Origin of the sequence: Parabacteroides sp. AM08-6, assembly GCF_003473295.1 — a bacterium.
Classification (GTDB): domain Bacteria; phylum Bacteroidota; class Bacteroidia; order Bacteroidales; family Tannerellaceae; genus Parabacteroides.
In genome coordinates this window covers 234283-255346 of sequence record NZ_QRMP01000003.1, presented here as the reverse complement: position 1 = coordinate 255346, position 21064 = coordinate 234283, and the positions used below count along the sequence as shown (strand labels likewise).

Sequence of the window (21064 nt, the reverse complement as noted above, 5' to 3'; positions counted from 1 at the left end):
AATTTTATTTTTTTTTGACAAAGCTGTTGTTTTGTCGAAGAATAATGCTTTTGGTATATAAGCAGAGGGGAATTGAAACATCTCTTATCTAACAATAAAACTTGATGTAAGGATAGTTTCCCTAATTTGATATATTTATTTAAATTCATAATAAAATAGTATTGGATTAGAATCTTCGTCATCTATATTTTTTAAATATTCAATGTTGCCAATTTTAGGATTCAGAAATCCTTGTTGAGCAAAATGTTTTATTACTGGAATATTATCTGATGTAACTTGATAGAAAAAACCTTCTTTTTCTGCAATTAAATAATTGGGCTGTATATACGTTATTCCTCGGTCTTTATCTAATAATAAGTCGTTGAATTGTGTATATGTGTAAGTTTTGTTCTCTAAGGCGTTATAATATGCTTTTGTTAAACCAAATCCTTGCATATATGAAAACCATATTTGGCTTTTGCTTTCAATTATTTCTGAAATCTTATATATGCTCTTGTTCTCTAACATATAGAAGGGAATATTTTCCTGTGGAGATTTACTTTCAATAAAATTATTGATAATATTATTTGTGACAAAGTTCTTGCTTTTAATGGTGAAATAAGGGGACACTCCTTCTGGGTTAATTAGCATGACTGTATCCATGAATGATTGAACAAATAAGCAATGATTTGAATATATGGGATAAAAAGCATAGCTCTCTATGAAATTTCGATTTGTCCAGCCTCTATTATATTGGTATACAGGAAAATATTTTTCGATGATATTTCCTGTTTTTAAATCTATTTTTTGTAATAGATAGCAATTATTAGCGGGAATATTTGTGTTGTAATAATATAAATCTCCATATAAAGTATTATTTATTTTAAAAATGTGACAAGGCGTTATGTCTCCTTTAAGTGATATGGATTGGATATATTCTCCTGTTATAAAATTGTATTCTATTATTTTGTGTTTCGAATTATCTAAAAGTAATATAGAATTGTTTAATGAATCTATGCAAAAAGACTCTATTTGATTGTATTCTTCTGGGCCACCACCTCTGTTCGCTATTTTTTTTAGGAATTTTCCTTCTCTGTTATAGACGAAAATAGCATTTGCTATGTTATTGTCACATATAAAAAGTCTATCACCACAAGTTTGCATTTCGTCTATTCTACCTATTAAGCAATCTTCTGTCGTTTCTAGTGGTATTATTTTTAAGGATTTGAAAAAATGAGAAATAGGAATTCTTCCTAAATTGGTGGCGTTATCTATATCTATAATATATTGGCTGCTAGAATTATTTTGAGACTCTAGCAGACCAATATTCATAAGATATATACATAATATAAAAAACTTTTTTTTCATGCTCTTACGGTTATATATTTTGACTTAAACTTTGTGAGTTTGGCTACTGGCAATGTGCAATGACTCTCTCATCTTCAGGCCTGTTACTACTAGTGCTAGTATTGGTACTTGTATTGCTATTACTAGATGTGCCCTCTCCCCATATTTTCCCAATCCAAGAGGAGTTTGCAAATGAATATCCCCTAATTGTGTATGATAGATTCATACATACCATAATTAATAGAGCTGATAATCCAAATAGTAATGATTTTTTGTTCATGATATTTATTTTATAGTTAATTAAATTCATAGTATAGTAATATGGGATTTGCATCTTCTGTATTTATATTGTTTAATGATTTGATGTTTTCTATTTTGGATTCAAAGCAGTCTTCTCTTATATATTTTAAAAAATAATCCACATTATTAGATGGTATTTGGAAATAAACACCTTTTTCATCAGCAGATATGTATCTTGGAATATATGATAGACGATTTTCTTTTTCTGATAAATCATTCTTAAAAAAAATCAAAATCAATTGTTTTGTTGTTCGTTTTATCGTATAAGATTGTACGTATTACATTTCTGTTCATTATGTATGAGAATGAAATGTGTTTATTTGTCTCAAATATTTCATTTATTGAATAAACTCCCTTTTTTAATGTAATATATATACTACTCCTTTTTGGACTATTGTATGCTTTTGATGCAGCATCTTCCATTTCTTCTTTTTTTACAAAGTTAGGATGTCTGAAACTGAAGTATGGGCTAATATTCTTTTGATCTATAAGTAAAATTGTATTCATAAAACGTTGAGCAAAGCAGAAATTGTTGTTTGCTATAGGATAAAATGCGAAAGATTCGATTTCATTTCTATTTACATAATCCATATTGAATGAAGAGTCATAAAATGCTTTGATGATATTCCCACTTTCGCAGTCTATTTTTTGAATCAAAGGTGTTTTTTTTATTTGTGGATTATATGAATATACATCAGTATATAAAAATCCATCAATATATTGCATGTGAAATGATTCGTATTGATGATTTTTTATTGAAATTTCCTTTACGCATTTATTTTGTATAAAATCATAAATGAAAATTTTATGCAAATAGTTGTCTAATAGATAAACATGTTTATTCTGTTTGTCTATTGTGAAAGTTGATAACTGCTTATATTCTCCAGGATCACTTCCTTTTCTTCCTATTTGTTTGATATAATTTCCTTCTTTATCAAAAATATGTAGAGTATTAGCCTTGAAATTATCAATTACAAAAATCCAATTATTATAAATCTCAATTTTGTTAATGCGTGCGATTAATGAGTTTTCATTTGTTTCCAATGGTATTATTTTCATTGATTTAAAAACTATGGACATTGGAATATTATTTTTGACTTCAGCTTTATTTATGTCTATTTCATATTTGACCTGTCCCCAAGCAAAAGAATAGAATGTGCTTAATATGATTATATGATATAACTGTCTCATTTGTTTATTTGCAATAATTTATATATGTCATGTCATTATATGTAAAATTATCTCCTGTGTATCAAAAAAATATACTTTGGTTCCTGCTTCGCATGGTACAAATTGTTCATCTACTTTTCCTTTTACTGTTTTTGAATTTTTCCAAACACGTGTTTGCTGGTTTGAGTAAATACTTGCCATTGGTCGTCCCAACTATCGAGAAAGTCATTACCCCAAATAGGGTAGTAAACTAGTATAACGGACAAAATGAGAAATGTAATTAATATGTTGTGTTTTTTGTACATGATATGAATATTAGGGTGTAAACGTAAGGGTAATAATTTGTATAACCAAATATTCCCCTGGGAAAAACTAAAAATATTTTTTTGTACCTGTACATTCTTCGAAAAGCACTTTACGGATTGAGAAAAAGCATCTATGGATTTTCTGATTTTGTCTCATGCTATTTTACTTTCAATAGTTGTTAAATGCAAAATAGACAATTGTTGAAATCAAAAAAGACAATTGTATTTCTTACTTTCAACAATTGTTGAAAGTAAAATTGCAAGGCACGAATCAAACAATAGCTCCTATCCGATTCGGGAAAAGGATGGGAGCTATTTTGATTTCCTAAGCAGGTAATTTCTATTTCCGTGTGATGCCGTTTCGTTTCAGTAGGGCATCGATTGTCGGATTCTGGCTGCGGAAACGTTTATATAAGGTGTCCGGCTCTTCCGTTCCTCCTTTTGAGAGGATGTTATCGCGGAAAGAACGGGCCACTTCTTTGTTGAATATTCCGGCTGCTTTGAAAACGGAAAATGCATCAGCATCCAATACTTCTGCCCATTTGTAACCGTAATAACCGGCAGAATAGCCCCCTGAAAAGATATGCCCGAAACTGCTGCTCATCAATGCTTCCGGTATTTCAGGCACGATTACGGTTTGTTTCCATGCTTCTTTTTCAAAAGAAATGATATCGCCTTCGAACGGTGAAGTCTGCGTGTGCCAGGCCATATCCAGAAAACCGAAACTTAATTGACGGCAACATGTATAGCCGACGTTAAAGTTGGCGGCATCGATTAGGTTTTGTATTAAATCCTGCGGTATCTTTTCGCCGGTCTGGTAGTGAACGGCAACTTGATCCAGGAATTCTTTCTCTGTCAACCAGTTTTCCATCAACTGTGAAGGCAGTTCTACAAAATCACGGTATACGTTCGTCCCGGACAGGCTGGCGTATTTACCCTGCGCAAACATGCCGTGCAGGGCATGGCCGAACTCGTGCAATAAGGTGTTCACTTCGTCGAATGTTAGCAAAGAGGGCTTGGTATCGGTAGGCCGTGTAAAATTCATGACGATGATGATTTGGGGGCGACTGTCCGTCCCGTCTTCATTCTGGTACTGTTCTTTGATGCCATTCATCCAAGCACCGGATTGTTTACCATCCCTCGGATGAAAGTCTGTAAAAAGTACGGATAAGAATTTGCCGTCGGCATCGTATACCTCGTATGCGTCTACTTCGGGATGATAAACGGGAATATCCTTGTTTTTTTTGAATGTGATTCCATATAATTGGGTTGCCAGGCCGAATACGCTTTCTTTTACATGGTTGAGCTCGAAATATGGACGAGTCATTTCATCGTTGACTTTAAACCGGATATCCTTCAGTTTTTCCGAATAGTAGCTCCAGTCCCAAGGCATGACGGTGATGTTTTCCTGTTCTGTTTCCATCGCGAAACCTTGTATGGCATTGTATTCGTTGATGGCCACAGGCTTGTAGGCTTCCAGTAGTTCATTTAAAAGCCGGTACACATGGGCCGGTGTTTTAGCCATTGTATGCCTTAGTTTGTATTCTGCATAGTTGGAATATCCCATCAGGTGGGCAATCTGTAACCGGATATTGACTATTTTGCGTATGATTTCTTTGTTGTCATATTCGTCACCTTTATTACCGATGCTCATATATTCCTTATATACAGTTTCTCGCAGGTGGCGTATGGACGAATAGCGCATAAACGGTATGTAGCTGGGAGCGGAGAGATTGAATAGCCAACCTTCTTTCCCTTTCTCCTTAGCCCGGTGGGCGGCAGCTTCGCGGATACTGCCAGGTAGCCCCGCCAAATCTTTCTCATCGCTAAGGAGCAGTTCGTAGCGATTTTTATCTTTTAGGACATTTTGTTCGAATGTTAGTGTCAGTGAGCTGAGTTCGGTACTTAATTTGCGATAGGTTTCTTTGTCTTCCGCATTCAGGTTGGCGCCACGAACAGAGAAAGAGTTGAATGTCTCTTCCAATAGTTTGGCATCTTCTGTCGGGAGGCTTAATTTTTCTTTTTGTTTATAAATTTCTTTAACACGCGCAAACAGTTGTTCATTCAAATATATATTGTTTGTACTTTCTGATAATTTAGGGGATACACGTTGTGAAATGTTCATCATTTCATCGTTGGCTTCCGCATTCAGAACATTGAAGAAAGCGGAACTGACTTTGTCGAGTAATTGTCCGCTACGTTCGAGTGCCACGATGGTATTTTGAAATGTGGGTAAGGCTTGATTTTTAGCAATGGAGCGTATCTCTTTGTTTAGTAGTTTAATGGCTTTATCAAAAGCCGGTTCGTAATGTTCTGTGCGGATTTCGTTGAAAGGAGGTGTGCCGAATGGTGTTGTGTATACCTTGAAAAAAGGATTGTCGCTAATTTGTTTCATATTATATTTATATTATTTGAAATAACAAATATACAAAATCCTTTGTTTAAAGAGTGAGTTCTTCAAGAACTATGTTATCGGTGTAATTTATTGTAAATCAGATGTTTGATTGAGAAATCCGTATAATCTTCAAAAGAAAACAATGATTAACATTTCGTGGATTGCAAACATACGCTAGTGTAAATAGTCAAATTAAGTTATTTATAACAAGAGACAGTGTGCCATATAAAAAAATATACTTAATTTTGCTTTTAAGATGTAATCAGTATGATGAATGACCATAGTTCTTGAAGAACTCACGTTGATAATCAACTAATTATCTAAGTTATTTCTATTTATTAACCTTAAACGTAATAATTCTAATGTTCAAATTACTAGGAATTTACGGCAATAGAAATTGCCAGTTTCAGAAGAGCAAGATTATGAAGGCTGGTGGTACCTCATTGAGGTGGATGTTCCCGGCACTGTTGTTGACGGTAGCTAACGCTCCCTGTCAATCTCTCTGGGCTGATTCGTTTCCTTTAGTGGAAAAAGTACAACAAACGGCAAAACTGAAAGGTCGAATTTCGGATGAAGGAGGTGACCCTTTACCTGGTGCCACAGTTCAAATCAAAGGTGGTACAAAAGGTGTAATTACCGATGGCGATGGAAGATTCGAGTTCGATGATTGTCCGCCAAACAGTATTTTAGTCGTGGCTTATATTGGTATGGAAACTCAAGAGGTTAAATATACCAATCAAAAAGTCTTGGATATTGTATTGAAACCAAAGGTGGATGAATTGGAAGAAGTTACGGTTGTTGCATTCTCCAAACAAAAGAAAGAAAGTGTGCTGTCGGCCATCACGACAGTTAAACCTGCGGAATTGAAGGTCCCGAGCAGTAACTTGACTACAGCTTTTGCCGGTCGTGTAGCCGGTTTGATTTCGTATCAGGTCAGTGGTGAGCCCGGTCAGGATAATGCAAGCTTCTTTATCCGCGGTATTACAACTTTTGGTGCAGAAGCAAAAAAAGACCCGCTAATCCTGATTGATGGTATTGAACTGGGTACTGAAGATTTGGCTCGTTTGAATACGGATGATATTGCTAGTTTTACCATTATGAAGGATGCCACGGCAACAGCTTTGTACGGTGCCCGGGGTGCAAATGGTGTAATTTCAGTAACGACGAAAGAAGGACGGGAAGGAAAAGTTTCTGTTAATGCCCGTGTTGAGAATTCTTTTTCCACACCGACGAAAAAGGTGAAGTTGACGGACCCCGTTACGTATATGCGTATGCAGAATGAGGCAATCAAGACTCGCGACCCGCTGGGATTGGCACTTTATTCGCAGGAAAAGATTACGATGACGGAGCGTGGATTGTATCCGAATATTTATCCGACCACCGATTGGTACGACACAATGTTCAACGACTTGACGATGAACCAGCGTGCTAATTTGAGTGTGAGCGGTGGTGGTACGGTTGCTCGTTATTATGTTGCTGCCAATATGACCCGTGATAATGGTAATGTAAAAGTGGATAAACGGAATAATTTCAATTCAAATATCAATTTGATGAAATATACAATCCGTTCGAATGTTAATGTGAACTTGACGAAAACCACAGAATTGGTACTTCGTATGAGTGCTGCATTCGATGATTATAGCGGTCCGATTGGTGGTGGCGCTTTTATGTATAAGGAGGTTATGATGGCTAATCCGGTTATGTTCAAACCTTATTATGAAGCAGACGACCAGTTTGCTTATGCCAAACATATCCTGTTCGGTAACTATGGTAATGCCAACTATGTGAATCCGTACGCACAGGCATTGAGGGGATACAATGAGTACAGTAAAAATACGATGCTTACCCAGTTTGCAGTAAACCAGGATTTGAAGATGCTTACCGAAGGTTTGAAAGCCAGTTTGCTGGTGAATATGAATCGTTATTCGGAATATTCTGTAGACCGCGCTTACGTGCCGTTCTTTTATAATATCAGCACATTCAATCTGTTGAATAATACCTATTCACTGACTCGCTTGAATCCGAGCGCGGGTACAGAATATATTGATTATCAACCGGGTAACCGTAAAATAGATAGCGGTTTGTATTTGGAAGCAAAGGCTGAATATACGCGTCTGTTTCAGGATAAACATTCTGTGAATGCTTTGTTGGTATATACCATGCAAAATAATAAAACCGGTATATCCGGTGATTTGCAACAATCTTTGCCGTTCCGTAATATCGGTTTAGCCGGACGTTTGTCTTACGATTATAAATCGCGTTATTTCGGTGAGTTTACTTTCGGATATAATGGTTCCGAACGTTTCTCCAAAAACAAACGCTGGGGTTTCTTCCCTTCCGGTGCTGTCGGATGGATGATTTCAAATGAAAGCTTTTTCGAACCGTTGAAAAAGGTATTGACCCAATTTAAATTGAAGGGTACTTACGGTATGTCCGGTCAGGACCAAATCGGTAATGCCAACGACCGTTTCTATTATCTTTCGCAGGTGGATATGAATGCGAGTCGGCCAGTTAACTGGGGTACACAGTTGAATTATAATCCAGGTGGAATCAATGTCAGCCGTTATGCAAATAATGAAATCGGATGGGAAACCTCCTATAAAATGAATTTGGGTTTTGAAGCGACTACATCGTTCGGACTTTCTGCCACTGTTGAATATTTTACGGAACGTCGTAAAAATATCCTTTTGGATCGTGTCATCCCGAATACGATGGGTATTATCCCGGCTGTAAAAGCCAATTTGGGTAGAGCAAAAGGAAATGGTGTCGATATGGAAGTCAATTTTGAGAAGAGTGTTAGTAAGGATTTATGGTTTACAGGTCGTGGTACGTTCACTTATGCAACCAGTGAAGCTGTAGAATGGGAAGAACCGGACTATAGTGCAACCCCTTGGTTGTATAAAGTAGGGCAATCATTAGGACAAACTTGGGGATATATTGCTGAGCGTCTGTTTGTAGACGAGGAAGAAGTGAAAAATTCTCCGACCCAGTTCGGTGAGTATATGGCCGGTGATATTAAATATCGTGATGTAAACAAAGATGGCAAAATATCCGAATTGGATAAGGTGCCAATCGGTTACCCGACGACTCCGGAGATAAACTACGGTTTCGGTCTTTCTGCCGGTTACAAGGGTTTTGATGCTTCTTTCTTCTTCCAAGGGTCTGCCCGTCAGTCTTTTTGGTTGGATTTAAAAAAGATTACACCGTTTATAGATGGTGATGCTGGTGAAAATGGAAATGACGGAAAAACCGGACAAAATGCTGTATTGGACGTAATAGCAAACAGTTATTGGTCGGAAAGCAATCGTAATCCGTATGCCTTTTGGCCTCGTTTGGCAAACCAGTCTATATCAAACAATACTCAGACGAGTACATGGTTTATGCAAGATGCAACTTTCCTTCGTTTGAAATCTGTCGAATTGGGTTATACGCTTCCTTCTGCTTTCACCAAAAAGTATAAGGTTCAGAATTTACGCTTTTATGTTAGTGGAACAAACTTGCTTTGTTGGAGTAAATTCAAACTTTGGGATCCGGAAATGGCCGGTAATGGTTTAGGTTATCCGGTTCAGCGTGTAATTAATGTGGGATTAAATATTGGATTCTAAAAAAAGAAAAAAGATGAAATCGTTATATAAATATATATTGTGTACATGTACAGCTCTGTCTGTAACCGCTTGTAGTTATCTGGATGTAGTTCCCGATAATGTAGCAACGATAGACAATGCATTTGCCGACCGTTATACGACGGAAAAATATCTGGCGACCTGCTATTGGGGAATGCCTAAATCGGCAGGTTGGAATGAAAATCCTGGGGTTTTCGGGGCTTTGGAAATGATATTTAATACGGAGGCCCGTAATGACCAGGGAATGAGGTTCGGTTTAGGGGTCGATAGCCCGACTGATGCCGTTATTAATTATTGGGGAGCAGGGGGCGATTACGTTCGTTCGTTATATGCCGGTATCCGTGAATGTAATACCTTTATGGAAAATGTAGTAAATGTACAAGACATACAAGAGTATGAGAAAAAACGGATGATAGCAGAAGTGAAAATGATAAAAGCTTATATGCATTTTTATCTGCTTACTTATTATGGTCCGATTTGCCCGCTTCGTGAAAATACACCGGTGAATGAATCAACACAAGGTGTACGTGTTTACCGGGAAAAAGTAGACGATTGTTTCAAATATATTTTGGAATTAATGGATGAAGTGATTTCCAGTAATGGTTTACCTGCAACTTTCCAGAATCCGACAACAGAGTTGGGACGTTTTAATTTGCCTTCAGCTTATATGCTCCGAGCTAAAGTATGGCTCTATTGGGCTAGCCCGTTGTTTAACGGTAATACGGATTATAATAGTTTCCTGGATCATAATGGCGAGCCGTTTTTTAACCAGACATATGATGCCGCCCGTTGGGATTCGGCTGCTGTTGCCTGTAAAGACGCTATTGAAATATGCGAAGCTGCCGGTATTCGTTTGTATCAGACTTCGGACTATATAGCAACCAAACAAGTTTCAGACCAAACTCTATTGGTTCAGACTTTACGCGGCTCTATCAGCGACCGTTGGAATTGTGAGTTAGTGTGGGGTAATTCCTCTTATCCGGTTAACTCAGGTTTACAAAATCAATGTATGCCTTATCTGGAGCAACCTACTTCTTTGGATAATGGAACTCGTATGAGCGTTCCATTTTCGACTGTCGATTTGTTTTATTCGAAAAATGGAGTGCCCATTGAAGAGGATAAAGAGTATGATTATGCCGGTCGTTTTAACGTCCGTACTGGAGATGAAGAACATAAATATTATATTCAGAAAGGCGAGCAAACGGCAGCCATGAATTTCGACAGGGAACCGCGTTTCTATTCTACTTTGGGCTTTGACCGTGGTAAATGGTATGGAAATTCGTATAAAAACATGCCGGATGATGATGCGGATTGTTTGTATCCGAAGAATCGTTTTGGAGAATTTTCTTCCGTGGCGAATCCCGGAAATTATAATGCAACAGGCTATTGGCCTAAGAAATTGGTTTCCATCAATTCCAGTTTCCGTGATCCCAACCAGGTAACGTGGGAAACTTACCCGTTCCCGGATATGCGTTTTGCTGACTTGTTGTTGATGTGTGCGGAAGCTTTGAATGAATCGAAAGCAGCTCCGGATGCAGAAGTTTATAAATATATCGATATGGTTCGCGAACGTGCCGGATTGGAAGGAGTGGTAGAAAGCTGGCAAAAGTATTCTAATCAGCCGACTAAACCCTCTACGAAATCGGGTATGCGTGAAATTATACAACGTGAAAGAAATGTGGAATTGGCTTGCGAAGGTCCGTATTATTGGGATAGCCATCGTTGGAAAACTGCTCAGAAAGAGCAGAACCGTTTGATACAGGGATGGAATGTGAAAGCATCCGATGTGGCTGACTATTATACTGTAGCTACTGTATATACGCAGACATTCTCTTATAAAAATTATTTTGCTCCGATACCCGAATCGGATATTGTACGTAATCCGCAATTGGTTCAGAATCCGGGTTGGTAATTTACGATTTAAATAAGAAAAAAATGAAAATGAAAATGAAATATTTGAGTTTGGTTTTGTTATCGTTGTTCATTTGTTCCTGTTCTGAGAAAAAGCTGGAACCGATAACAGATAGTTTGGGGAAACCCGGAGTAGTAACAGATATTGAAGTTACTCCGGTTCCGGGGGGAGCCGTTGTTTCGTACCGTATTCCGAATTCGGAAGATATTTTGGCTGTCGAAGGCCGGTATATATTGGCCGACGGAAAGGAACATAAAGTTACATCTTCTTTCTACGAGAATAAAGTAGAAATTTTGGGTTATAATGACATGGTGGAACATAAGGCTAAGCTATATGTGGTAAACAGGGCGCAAGAGTTTTCCGACCCGGTAGAGGTTTCTTTTACCCCTTTGGAATCATCTTTGTCGAAAACAATTAAAACGGTTGATATCATATCCGATTTTGGAGGTGCCCAGTTTAATTGGAGAAACAAAGACAAAGCTCCGTTTACTGTTGAATTCTTGGCTGAAGACTCTTTGAGCCAGATGCAGACTTTAAGAATTATGACAACAGAAGCCGATTCCGGTCGTTACAGTTTACGCGGATTTCAGCCGGAGGCCCGTCGTTTCGGAATGATTATCAGGGATTATTATGATAATGCCTCCGACACGATTTATCCGGCAGGCGGTACATTGGTTCCTTTGTTTGAAGAAGCCCTGAATAAAAAGCATATGGTCGTGATGAAATTAGGTTCTGATGCTAATTTTACCAATTGGGAAGGAATGGACAGCTATCTGATAGATGACGACCATGATACCTTTGGTCACTCTCCGTCCAATTCTTTGCCGGCGGCTTTTACTGTCGATTTGGGTTGTGTGGCTAAACCGAGCCGTGTAGTCATGTTCCAGCGTAAATATTCGGATTCTTATTATAATTGGGGAAATCCGAAACAATTTGAAGTCTATACATTTAAGGGAACCGGTGCGCCATCACAAGATGGAAATTGGGACGAATGGGAAAAAGTACTGGATTGCGAGATTGTCAAGCCTTCCGGTTCGCCAAGCGGAACGGTTACCGACGAGGATTTTACAGCCGGAGTGGAAGGACACGAATTCTCATTTGAGTTATCGCAGGAGCCGATTCGTTATATCCGTTTTAAGATTTTAAATACATGGGGCGGTTCTTCTTTTACTCATCCGGCAGATGTAGATTTCTACGGTGAAGTGGTTCAATAAATAAAAATTAAAAAAGTATATAATTATGAAGATTAAATATTGTTTGCTGGCTCTTGTCTCACTGCTATTCTTTTCGTGTGAAGACTTTATGGATGTGCACAAAGATTATATCGAGGGCGGTGAAATTATTTATTCCACCAAACCTGATTCAGTCAGTTTTGTAGCCGGAAAAGAACGTATCCAGTTTACTTGCTGGACTTACAATGCGCCGAACGTAAAAACGATAGATGTGTATTGGAACGACCAACTTGATTCGTTGCAGATACCGGTCACAATGGGTACGGGACGCGATAGTATTACCGTGATATTAGAAAATATGGAACCGAAGGCATACACCTTTAATATCCGAACTACAGATAATTTCGGCCATAAATCTTTGTTTGTTAGCGATTTCGGTACATCATACGGAGATGTGTATTACTCGACTTTAATAGATCGCCGTGTAAGGAATTTGGATCTTTCCGATAAGGGGGGTACGATTACTTGGTATTCAAAATTGGACGGACTCGTTCGTAATGAGGTTCGTTATACGAAGCAGGATGGAACTCAAGCTGTTGTTTTCATGCCGGCTGAGGATAACAGCGTTTTGTGTCCGGACTTGAAACCGGGTACAGGTTTTGAATATCGTTCTCTGTATATTCCGGAGGAAGAAGCTATCGATACTTTTGCTACAGCATGGGTGGAGTATGAAGAAGTCTTCCCGATGGAATACAAGTATGACCGTAGCGGTTGGACGGTTTTGGCCGTTTCGGATGAAACAGCCAGCGATGGCGGTGGTAAAGATGCCATTATCGATGGGGACTTGAATACCTGGTGGCATTCCAACTATACGGGAGAAAATACACCACTTCCTCATTGGGCTATTATTGATATGGAATCTGCCAAGGAAATGACAAAGATAGAATTGCATCGTCATGCGGATATTAAAACAGTAGAGATTTATGTTAATGATAAACCGGAAGCAGATGATAGTGGATGGGTAAAGATTGCCGAAGGAACTTTTGAGGGTAGCAGTCTCACCATAGACATTCCTTCATCTGTAGATACAACAAAAGGACGTTACATGAAGGTAAATATAACCGAAAGTAACCGTGTTCCATTTACAAGTCTTTCTGAGATTTATGTATATGGAGAGTGATTGGTTCTTGGAGACTTTTAGAAAAACCGCCAGCTTTTGCTGACGGTTTTTTTATTTGAAATATTTTGATTAAAAGTTTTTTTTATGGAATTTATTTTGTATATTTCGAATGTCTTATAACACTATACAATAGATAGAGCTAAAACTGTTGAATATCTTTTTGTTGATCTTAATAATCTGATTTTATTGCTACTGTTATAATCTGATATGATAGAGGAATGTTGAAGTCTTATTGTGAAGAATTAGGCTGGCTATATTTTAAATTATAATATTTATATTTCTTTATATGTACTGGATGTTAAAAGAATTATTGGTGTAAATTTGAAAAATATTGGTTTGTATATAGTCCTTTTTTTGATGAATTTCTTCTTGTTAGAAGACGTTTTTAGTGAGGTTTTGCTTGACAGCATAGCTTTTCGTTTCAATAAGCAGTTGCAGCTATATCCTCAGGAAAAGTTGTATGTTCAAACGGATAAACCATACTATATAGGCGGAGAGGATTTATGGTTCCGTGCATTCCTGACGGATTATACCTCGAATATTCCGGATACGACCAGCCGTTACATTTATACGGAATTAGTCGATCCGATGGATTCCGTATTGGTGCGTGTCAAGACAATTCCCCGTGATGGTGCTTATTATGGGAATATCCGTTTGAGTGAATTTTTGCCAGAAGGTTCGTATCAACTGCGTAGTTATACCCGTTATATGTGCGGTTTGGGAGATGAATACCTATTCCGAAAACAGATTTACATACGAAATAGTTTCTCTTCCGAATACCGTGTGCATGCTGATTTTGATTCTGAACCGGATGAAAAGAAAATACGTGGCCGTCTCCGTTTTGAAGAAATCAAGAGTGGTTTGCTTGTAGAGCCAAAACAGGTTCGTTTGCTTGATAAGAGAGAGCTTCAAATGATAGAGGATGTGGAAAAAGAACGAGTGTTGAAAATGTCGGATGATTCTATTTACCGTTTTAAAACTAATCCCGAAAAAGATTATAAAAATCGTACTTTTTGTTTGGAATGTGAATATACCGGAGGCTTCCATGAGGAATATATATCAATACCTTACCGGGATGAAGAATATGATGTCTCTTTTTTTCCGGAAGGAGGAAATTTCCCGTCCGATGTAGAAACAAGGATGGGATTTAAAGCTTTATCCCCGGATGGAATGGGAAAGGAAGTGACGGGATGTGTAAAGGATTCGTCGGGAACGATTCGTGCGGAATTCCGGAGTAATCCGAAAGGAATGGGTTCCTTTGTCATAAAATCAAAAGCCGGTGAACACTTGTATGCCGAATGTGAAAATCAAAGGAGAGAATTGAAACGCTTTGATTTGCCATTAGCGGAGTCTGATGTTTTGACTTTATCCGGTCAATGGAGCGGGGACATATTGAACATATTTGTTTTAAGTGCCCATGATGAGGCAGTTCCGGAAGGATTGTATTTGTTGCTCCATGTCCGTGGCGCATTGCTTTATTGTTCTCACTGGGATAATAGGCGTAAATATTTTCAGATGAAAAGCGAAGATTTGCCTTCAGGCATCATCGAGGCGGCATTGGTGGATGACGCTTATAATCCTGTAAGTGAACGTTTGTTTTTTAATTTGAATGAATCGGACCTGGCAAAAGTCGAGGTAAAACCAGACAGGCCGGTATATAAAACCCGTGATTCGATTCATATAGATGTTTCATTCGGGATGGATACTCTTCGTACTCCGGAAGGGACTCTTGCCGTTTCGGTTACGACGGATAAGGACGTTCATCCTGATACAATGCGGACGATATTGACGACATTTCTGTTAACGTCCGAATTGAAGGGGTATATCGAGTCTCCCGGTTGGTATTTTTCTTCGGAAAGAAAGTCGGAATTGGATAATCTGATGCTGACCCAGGGTTGGAGGCGTTATCGTCTGGAGCGTATTCTGAAAGGCGATTACGAGCATCCTTCAGGCGTATTGGAATTAGGGAGTGAAATCACCGGAAGAGTGAAAGGTGGCTTTGGATATAGGAAAAACAAGCCCGGTTGCCAGGTTTCTGCGACATCATTTGTACCACCCAGCTATAGTCTGTCGGAAACGGACGAAAATGGGAGGTTCCGTTTAACGGATATTGAGATGCCTGAAAATACCCGTTTTTTGGTTCAGGCCCTAACCTCTGCAGGAAAAGAGAATGTCGAATTGACTCTTGACCCGATAAGTAGCTATCCCCCGATATCGCTCCGCTATCCGTGTGAATTTAATCCGAATAAGGAGTCGGAAGAGTTCACAAGCTGGGTTAATGAGCAGTATGCTGAAGCGGACGGAATTGGAACTATACATTTGAAAGGAGTAGTGGTGAAAGCGAAGAAATATGGAAAATCGCCTTTGTCGAGCGGAGAAGGACGTATTATTTCTCAAAAACAATTGGATAATTTAAATGTCGCTACTTTATCTATTTTGCTACAGGCGAAGCCAAGCCTAAACTATCCGTTGATTATAGATGGAATATCTCATGCTGGAATTTATAATAATCCAGAGTTTATTAATAATATACCTAAGGATTGTATAGAAGAATTGGAAATTGTAGAACCATATTCAAAGGGTGCTTTTTATATACAAGCTAAAATATGGCCACCTGCGGGTTATAATGTCGTAAGATACGGTGCTTTACTTGTTACTACGAAAGATCGAAATGGAGGATTTCCCGTTCGTGAAGGATTTAATAAAAAAAGTATTCTTCCATTAGGATATCAGCGTGTGAAAGAATTTTATGCTCCTCATTATGAAACAGCAGAAGACCGAAAGAAAGTAGCTTCGGATTTGCGGACCACCTTGTATTGGAATCCGTGTGTGAAAATACAAAATGGGAAAGCTGCATTTAATTTCTATTCGGCGGATACTCCGGGAAGTTATACGGTTCGAATAGAAGGAGTAACACAGGATGGGAAGTTGATATATAGTTTAAGCAAAGTAATGATTAAAAATTGATTTGAATATACGGAGATTGAAAATTATTATTCGAAAAAAATATATTTATAAATTTTGTATCTAAATTATTATAGATTATGAGAAATATAATGTTGTTAATCAGTCTTTTCTGTTTGAATGTTACGGCACAGAATGTTTGTGTGCCTTTAATACAGAAAAATTTTGCAATGCCGGATACTCTTTTTGAGACATTCCGTGCGATGTCTTTGACCTTTACTCCTCCGGTTGATGATTTTGATTCGAATACGGGCGGTCAAAATTTTTATAATCTGCCTCATCTGTATCGATTACATGGTACGATGTATGCCTTGGAATCGAAAGATTCCGAATTCTTTTGCTGTGTCTTTGCTAAATTTATTGATAACGATGCGGTAATGACGCGTTGTGAGGCAAAAACAAATGTGGCGCATGATATTATAGTAACTAAACGTTTTCCAACACAACAAAGTGCGAATCCATCACTGATAAAAGATATTTCACCTTTTGTCTCTTATTATTCTCCGGAAAAAGCTAAAGAAATTTTTAATGCTGATACTGTGATTTGTTATAGTATTGATATGTATGGCCTTAATTTGTCTATGAATAATAGAAGAAATAAATTATTTAATTATTCAGAAAATAAAGTTTTATTGTTGCAGAAAAATGATAGAGGATTTATAGCGCTCTATTGTTTTTATACAAAGAAAGGACAGAAAAAGTTGAAAAAGTATATGAGGTTGATTGAAAATACATTCTGGTTTATTGATTATTGTCCTACCGGATCAGACGAAATAAAAATTGTTCCGGTAATCCGTTGAATAAGTGGATTTCTGAATTGTGGATAAGAGTGGAATACCGGGATTTGAAGGGTGATAATATGGCTGAACGTTAGTTGGCTATAGGATGTCTGATATATGGTTTAAGCAAAGTGAATGTTGAAAATTGATTTGAATAGCTGGAATTATGAAACGAATCGCAAAATGTAATTTGTTGATATCAATGTTAATGATATCCTTGTTCTGTAATGCTTCCGATGAGGTTTTGCCTGATAGTATTGCGATTCGTTTCAATAAACAGTTACAGCTATATCCTCAGGAAAAGTTGTATGTTCAAACGGATAAACCATACTATATAGGCGGAGAGGATTTATGGTTCCGTGCATTTCTGACGGATTATACCTCAAATATTCCGGATACGACCAGCCGTTACGTTTATACGGAATTAGTCGATCCGATGGATTCCGTATTGGTGCGTGTCAAGACAATTCCCCGTGATGGTGCTTATTACGGGAGTATCTTATTGCGTGAAGATTTGCCTGAAGGAATGTACCGATTGCGTAGTTATACCCGTTATATGGAAGGGTTGGGGGAGGATTATTTTTTCCGGCGTAATATCTATATAGGTGATTCGCTTTCTGCGGATTACCGGACTTTAGCAGATTTTACCTTTGATAATGAGGAAAAGGAATTACGTATCCGACTACGTGTAGAGGAAATAAAAACCGGTAGTTTGTTTGAGGCGAAAGAATTGCGTGTACAAAACCGGAAAGGGGAAATGCAAGTACTGAAAATGTCTGAAGACTCGATTTATCGGTATAACTGCCGTGTGGAAAAGGATTTGCAGAACCGCTTGCTTTATATTGAATATGATTATTTGGGCCGTTACCATAAACAATATATTCCGGTGCCTTATCCAGAAACGGAATATGATGTATCTTTTTTGCCTGAAGGGGGATGTTTCCCCTCGGAGACGAGTGTGAAAATAGCCTTTAAGGCGTTGTCCGGAGATGGTCTTGGAGAGGAGATAACCGGTGAAGTTTTGGATTCGGTCGGTATTGTCAGGGCGAAATTTGAAAGCAATGTTTTAGGGATGGGGACTTTTTCTTTGAAAGCAATGGCGGGAGAACGTTTATATGCCAACTGTAAAAATCGTGCCGGTGTGGTGAAACGTTTCGAACTGCCTGTAGCCGAGCCGTCTGTCTGTACGTTAGGAGGGCAATGGACCGGTAACATTCTGAATTTGTATGTAACAGTGGCTTCGGATGCTGTGGTTCCGGATAGTTTGTATCTGTTGATTCATACCCGTGGGGCTTTGCTTTATTGTGCGGTATGGGATGGGAATCGTAAGTATTTGCAGATAAAGAATAGTGAATTGCCATCCGGAGTGTTACAGGCTGTCTTGGTGGATAGTAATATGGTTCCGTTGAGCGAACGTTTGTTTTTTAACCTGAACGAGGCTGATTTGTGTAACTTGGAATATCATACGAATAGTTCTGTCTATCATAAAAGAGAACTGATTGATACGGAAGTGAAAGTAGAAGAGAATGATAGCATTCAAGTGTCAGGAAATTTTTCAGTATCGGTAACATCAGATAAGGATATCACCCGGATACATCGAATACGGTTCTGACCACATTGTTATTAACATCCGACTTAAGAGGAAATATAGAAAATCCCGGAAGATATTTTTCCGGGTCAGTTATTAGTGAGCCTCAGGAATTGGATAATCTGATGTTGACGCAGGGATGGAGCCGTTATAACATCCGACATATTTTAAGTGATAGCTTGGATTATCCGAAAGGTCAGTTGGAAATAGGTCCTGAAATAACGGGAACGGTAGCCGGCGGGATAGGTTATCGCATAAAAAAAGCGGGTTATCAGGTTTCTGCTACGACATTCGTTCCTTCGTCTTATATGATGACGGAAACGGATAAGGATGGTCGTTTTCGAATTACCGGTATGGAAATGCCTGAAAATACCTGCTTTTTAATACAGGCATTGACGAATAAAGGGAAAAAAGGTTTGGAGTTGACATTGGATTCTGTTTATTATCCCCGGGTCTCTGAAGGGTATCGTTATTGGCGTTATGGCAGGGACAGAAACAAAGAGAATTATATGCGTAATGCGGAAGAGCAATATACAAAAATGAATGGAATGCGCATGATTTATCTGGATGAAGTGGTTGTTAAAGCTCGTAAACGGGGAAAATCGTTTCTTTCAATAGGAGATTCGCGGATAATACCTTTGAGTAAGATAGAGAATATCAATGCTGCGACATTATCTATTTTATTGAAGTCTATGCCTTCTATAGCTAAATATCCTCTGATAATAGATGGAGTATCTCCACTTGCTGGAGAGTGGACTAATTATGAGCTTGTAAACAATATGCCAAAAGATTTTATTGAGGAATTAGAAGTAGTTCTTCCTCACTCTAAGGGTGCTTCTTATATTGCTTCGCATTTGTGGCCGCCGGTAGAATTCAATGTTGTTAGGACTGGAGCTTTACTTGTTACTACAAAAGCTCGAAACGGAGGTTATCCTGTTCGTAACGATGTAAATAAAAGGACCCTTGTTCCATTGGGATACCAGCGCGTGAAAGAATTTTACGCCCCTCGTTATGAAACAGTCGAAGATAGTAAGAAAGTAGCTTCGGATTTGCGGACCACCTTGTATTGGAATCCGTGTGTGAAAATACAAAATGGGAAAGCGGAATTTGATTTCTATTCGGCGGATACTCCGGGAAGTTATACGGTTCGAATAGAAGGAGTAACAGAGGAGGGGAAGTTGATATATGGTTTAAGCAAGTTGAGTGTTGAAAATTGATTTATACGCGAAGTAAATTAACGCCAGAGGAGTACCCCCCCCCCTAATTATTGAAAGTGTTGACAACTATGTTTGAAAACATAGCTATAGGGAGTATTTGTTTTCTAACATTTTATCAATCAGTTCGTTTAGCGGATATGAAAAATAAGACTCTCTGAATAAATATGAAAGTAAATTTGTTTTTTATTTTTCTTGTGATACTTGTAGACTTTATTTTTGTACATTTCGAACGTTTTATAACAAAGAGCAGTAGATCTATTGAAACTTGCCAAATACAATTTTTGTTAATCTTGTCTCTGGGTTATAAATTATCAATGTTAAATAAAAAAATAATTCTTATGAAAAAGTCTCATGTATGCTGTTTGGTGATTATTTTTTCTTTATTTGTGTTGAATGGTTTTGCTCAACAAGACGTAAAGAAGAACCGTGAGTGCGGACTTGAAGGTTTGTGGCAACAATGCCAAGATGTGGAAATGACTGAAGGTCCTGAACCGAAGATTAAAAAAATAATAGCCGTATTGCCCTTATTTAAACGATTGGATAAAGACGGGAAAATGTGTAATATGATAATGGATCAACGTTCCGGAGCAATGTTTGTTTCGACTGAAGGGACATATAAGCTAACTTCAGATTCTACTTATGTAGAACAGTTGGAGCAATCCATATATCCGAATTTGGTAAATGTGGACAGTAAATTGAAATTCAAAATAATAGATGATGATTATTTATTCTTGTCTTTTTATCTGGAAAAAGATGGTCTCGGCAATCCATTGAATAAATGGATTTCGGAATTATGGATAAGAGTAAAATATCGAAATTTGCATGAGGGAAACATGGCCGAACGTTAGCCGGGTGAATGAAACGTTTGATTTTTCAGAGTTAAAGCAATCTTATCTTATGTCAAATCTCTGATAAACATGTTAGAAAACACAGCTATAGAGAATATGTGTTTTCTAACTTTTTATCAATCAGTCCTTTCTATTTTGATAAAAAACAGGTTTTATGAATAAATATGAAAGCAAATTTGTTTATTTATTTTTTAAGTGATACTTTTGGTCAGGATATGATGTCAATTTATTGTTATCTATGGGATATCGATTTATTGTAATCACGTTAAAGCGAAAACTTAAAAC

General features: G+C 37.9%; 12 protein-coding genes. 9 read left to right on the top strand and 3 right to left on the bottom strand.

Annotation, left to right across the window (positions count from 1 at the left end):
• Nucleotides 1-135: 135 nt before the first annotated feature.
• The 3 genes from DW103_RS04535 to DW103_RS04520 all read right to left on the bottom strand — a co-directional run bounded on the left by DW103_RS04535 (nucleotide 136) and on the right by DW103_RS04520 (nucleotide 5496).
• Nucleotides 136-1347 (bottom strand): 6-bladed beta-propeller, encoded by a 1212-nt coding sequence (locus DW103_RS04535; protein ID WP_122274467.1) that lies wholly within the window; start codon nucleotides 1345-1347, stop codon nucleotides 136-138.
• Nucleotides 1348-1845: 498 nt separating this feature from the next.
• Nucleotides 1846-2817, bottom strand: a complete 972-nt coding sequence (locus DW103_RS04525; RefSeq protein WP_122274465.1) for a 6-bladed beta-propeller — start codon at nucleotides 2815-2817, stop codon at nucleotides 1846-1848.
• A gap of 624 nt (nucleotides 2818-3441) precedes the next feature.
• Nucleotides 3442-5496 carry a M3 family metallopeptidase gene (locus DW103_RS04520; protein ID WP_122274464.1) on the bottom strand — a complete coding sequence of 685 codons (2055 nt, stop codon included), beginning with the start codon at nucleotides 5494-5496 and terminating at the stop codon, nucleotides 3442-3444.
• A gap of 362 nt (nucleotides 5497-5858) precedes the next feature.
• Here DW103_RS04520 and DW103_RS04515 point away from each other — a divergent pair, with 362 nt between their 5' ends.
• The 9 genes from DW103_RS04515 (at nucleotide 5859) to DW103_RS04475 (ending at nucleotide 20779) form a co-directional block, all read left to right on the top strand.
• Entirely contained in the window at nucleotides 5859-9101 is a 3243-nt protein-coding gene (locus DW103_RS04515; RefSeq protein ID WP_370453454.1) for a SusC/RagA family TonB-linked outer membrane protein, read from the top strand.
• A 13-nt stretch (nucleotides 9102-9114) separates the two neighbouring features.
• Nucleotides 9115-11031, top strand: a complete 1917-nt coding sequence (locus DW103_RS04510; RefSeq protein ID WP_122274463.1) for a RagB/SusD family nutrient uptake outer membrane protein — start codon at nucleotides 9115-9117, stop codon at nucleotides 11029-11031.
• 35 nt (nucleotides 11032-11066) lie between these two features.
• The gene (locus tag DW103_RS04505; RefSeq protein ID WP_233545598.1) at nucleotides 11067-12245 is read left to right on the top strand and encodes a DUF5000 domain-containing lipoprotein; all 1179 of its coding nucleotides are present in this window, start codon (nucleotides 11067-11069) and stop codon (nucleotides 12243-12245) included.
• 25 nt (nucleotides 12246-12270) lie between these two features.
• A complete protein-coding gene (locus DW103_RS04500) occupies nucleotides 12271-13383 on the top strand; it encodes a DUF4998 domain-containing protein (RefSeq protein ID WP_122274462.1) in 1113 nt (370 codons plus the stop codon).
• 357 nt (nucleotides 13384-13740) lie between these two features.
• Complete coding sequence (locus DW103_RS04495; RefSeq protein WP_122274461.1) at nucleotides 13741-16350, top strand: hypothetical protein; 2610 nt, start codon at nucleotides 13741-13743, stop codon at nucleotides 16348-16350.
• Nucleotides 16351-16517: 167 nt separating this feature from the next.
• Complete coding sequence (locus DW103_RS04490) at nucleotides 16518-17147, top strand: hypothetical protein (protein WP_147381176.1); 630 nt, start codon at nucleotides 16518-16520, stop codon at nucleotides 17145-17147.
• Nucleotides 17148-17292: 145 nt separating this feature from the next.
• Nucleotides 17293-18738 (top strand): hypothetical protein, encoded by a 1446-nt coding sequence (locus DW103_RS04485; protein WP_147381175.1) that lies wholly within the window; start codon nucleotides 17293-17295, stop codon nucleotides 18736-18738.
• 101 nt (nucleotides 18739-18839) lie between these two features.
• Nucleotides 18840-19931 (top strand): hypothetical protein, encoded by a 1092-nt coding sequence (locus tag DW103_RS04480; RefSeq protein ID WP_122274458.1) that lies wholly within the window; start codon nucleotides 18840-18842, stop codon nucleotides 19929-19931.
• Between the two features lie 338 nt (nucleotides 19932-20269).
• Nucleotides 20270-20779: a DUF4488 domain-containing protein gene (locus tag DW103_RS04475; RefSeq protein WP_158576669.1), complete on the top strand. Its 510-nt coding sequence runs from the start codon at nucleotides 20270-20272 to the stop codon at nucleotides 20777-20779.
• Nucleotides 20780-21064 lie beyond the last annotated feature (285 nt).

Bases quoted from the DNA above. Each gene is read 5' to 3' on its own strand.
- DW103_RS04535 (WP_122274467.1), bottom strand. From the start codon at position 1,347: ATGAAAAAAAAGTTTTTTATATTATGTATATATCTTATGAATATTGGT.
- DW103_RS04525 (WP_122274465.1), bottom strand. From the start codon at position 2,817: ATGAGACAGTTATATCATATAATCATATTAAGCACATTCTATTCTTTT.
- DW103_RS04520 (WP_122274464.1), bottom strand. From the start codon at position 5,496: ATGAAACAAATTAGCGACAATCCTTTTTTCAAGGTATACACAACACCA.
- DW103_RS04515 (WP_370453454.1), top strand. From the start codon at position 5,859: ATGTTCAAATTACTAGGAATTTACGGCAATAGAAATTGCCAGTTTCAG.
- DW103_RS04510 (WP_122274463.1), top strand. From the start codon at position 9,115: ATGAAATCGTTATATAAATATATATTGTGTACATGTACAGCTCTGTCT.
- DW103_RS04505 (WP_233545598.1), top strand. From the start codon at position 11,067: ATGAAATATTTGAGTTTGGTTTTGTTATCGTTGTTCATTTGTTCCTGT.
- DW103_RS04500 (WP_122274462.1), top strand. From the start codon at position 12,271: ATGAAGATTAAATATTGTTTGCTGGCTCTTGTCTCACTGCTATTCTTT.
- DW103_RS04495 (WP_122274461.1), top strand. From the start codon at position 13,741: ATGAATTTCTTCTTGTTAGAAGACGTTTTTAGTGAGGTTTTGCTTGAC.
- DW103_RS04490 (WP_147381176.1), top strand. From the start codon at position 16,518: ATGCCGGATACTCTTTTTGAGACATTCCGTGCGATGTCTTTGACCTTT.
- DW103_RS04485 (WP_147381175.1), top strand. From the start codon at position 17,293: ATGAAACGAATCGCAAAATGTAATTTGTTGATATCAATGTTAATGATA.
- DW103_RS04480 (WP_122274458.1), top strand. From the start codon at position 18,840: ATGTTGACGCAGGGATGGAGCCGTTATAACATCCGACATATTTTAAGT.
- DW103_RS04475 (WP_158576669.1), top strand. From the start codon at position 20,270: ATGAAAAAGTCTCATGTATGCTGTTTGGTGATTATTTTTTCTTTATTT.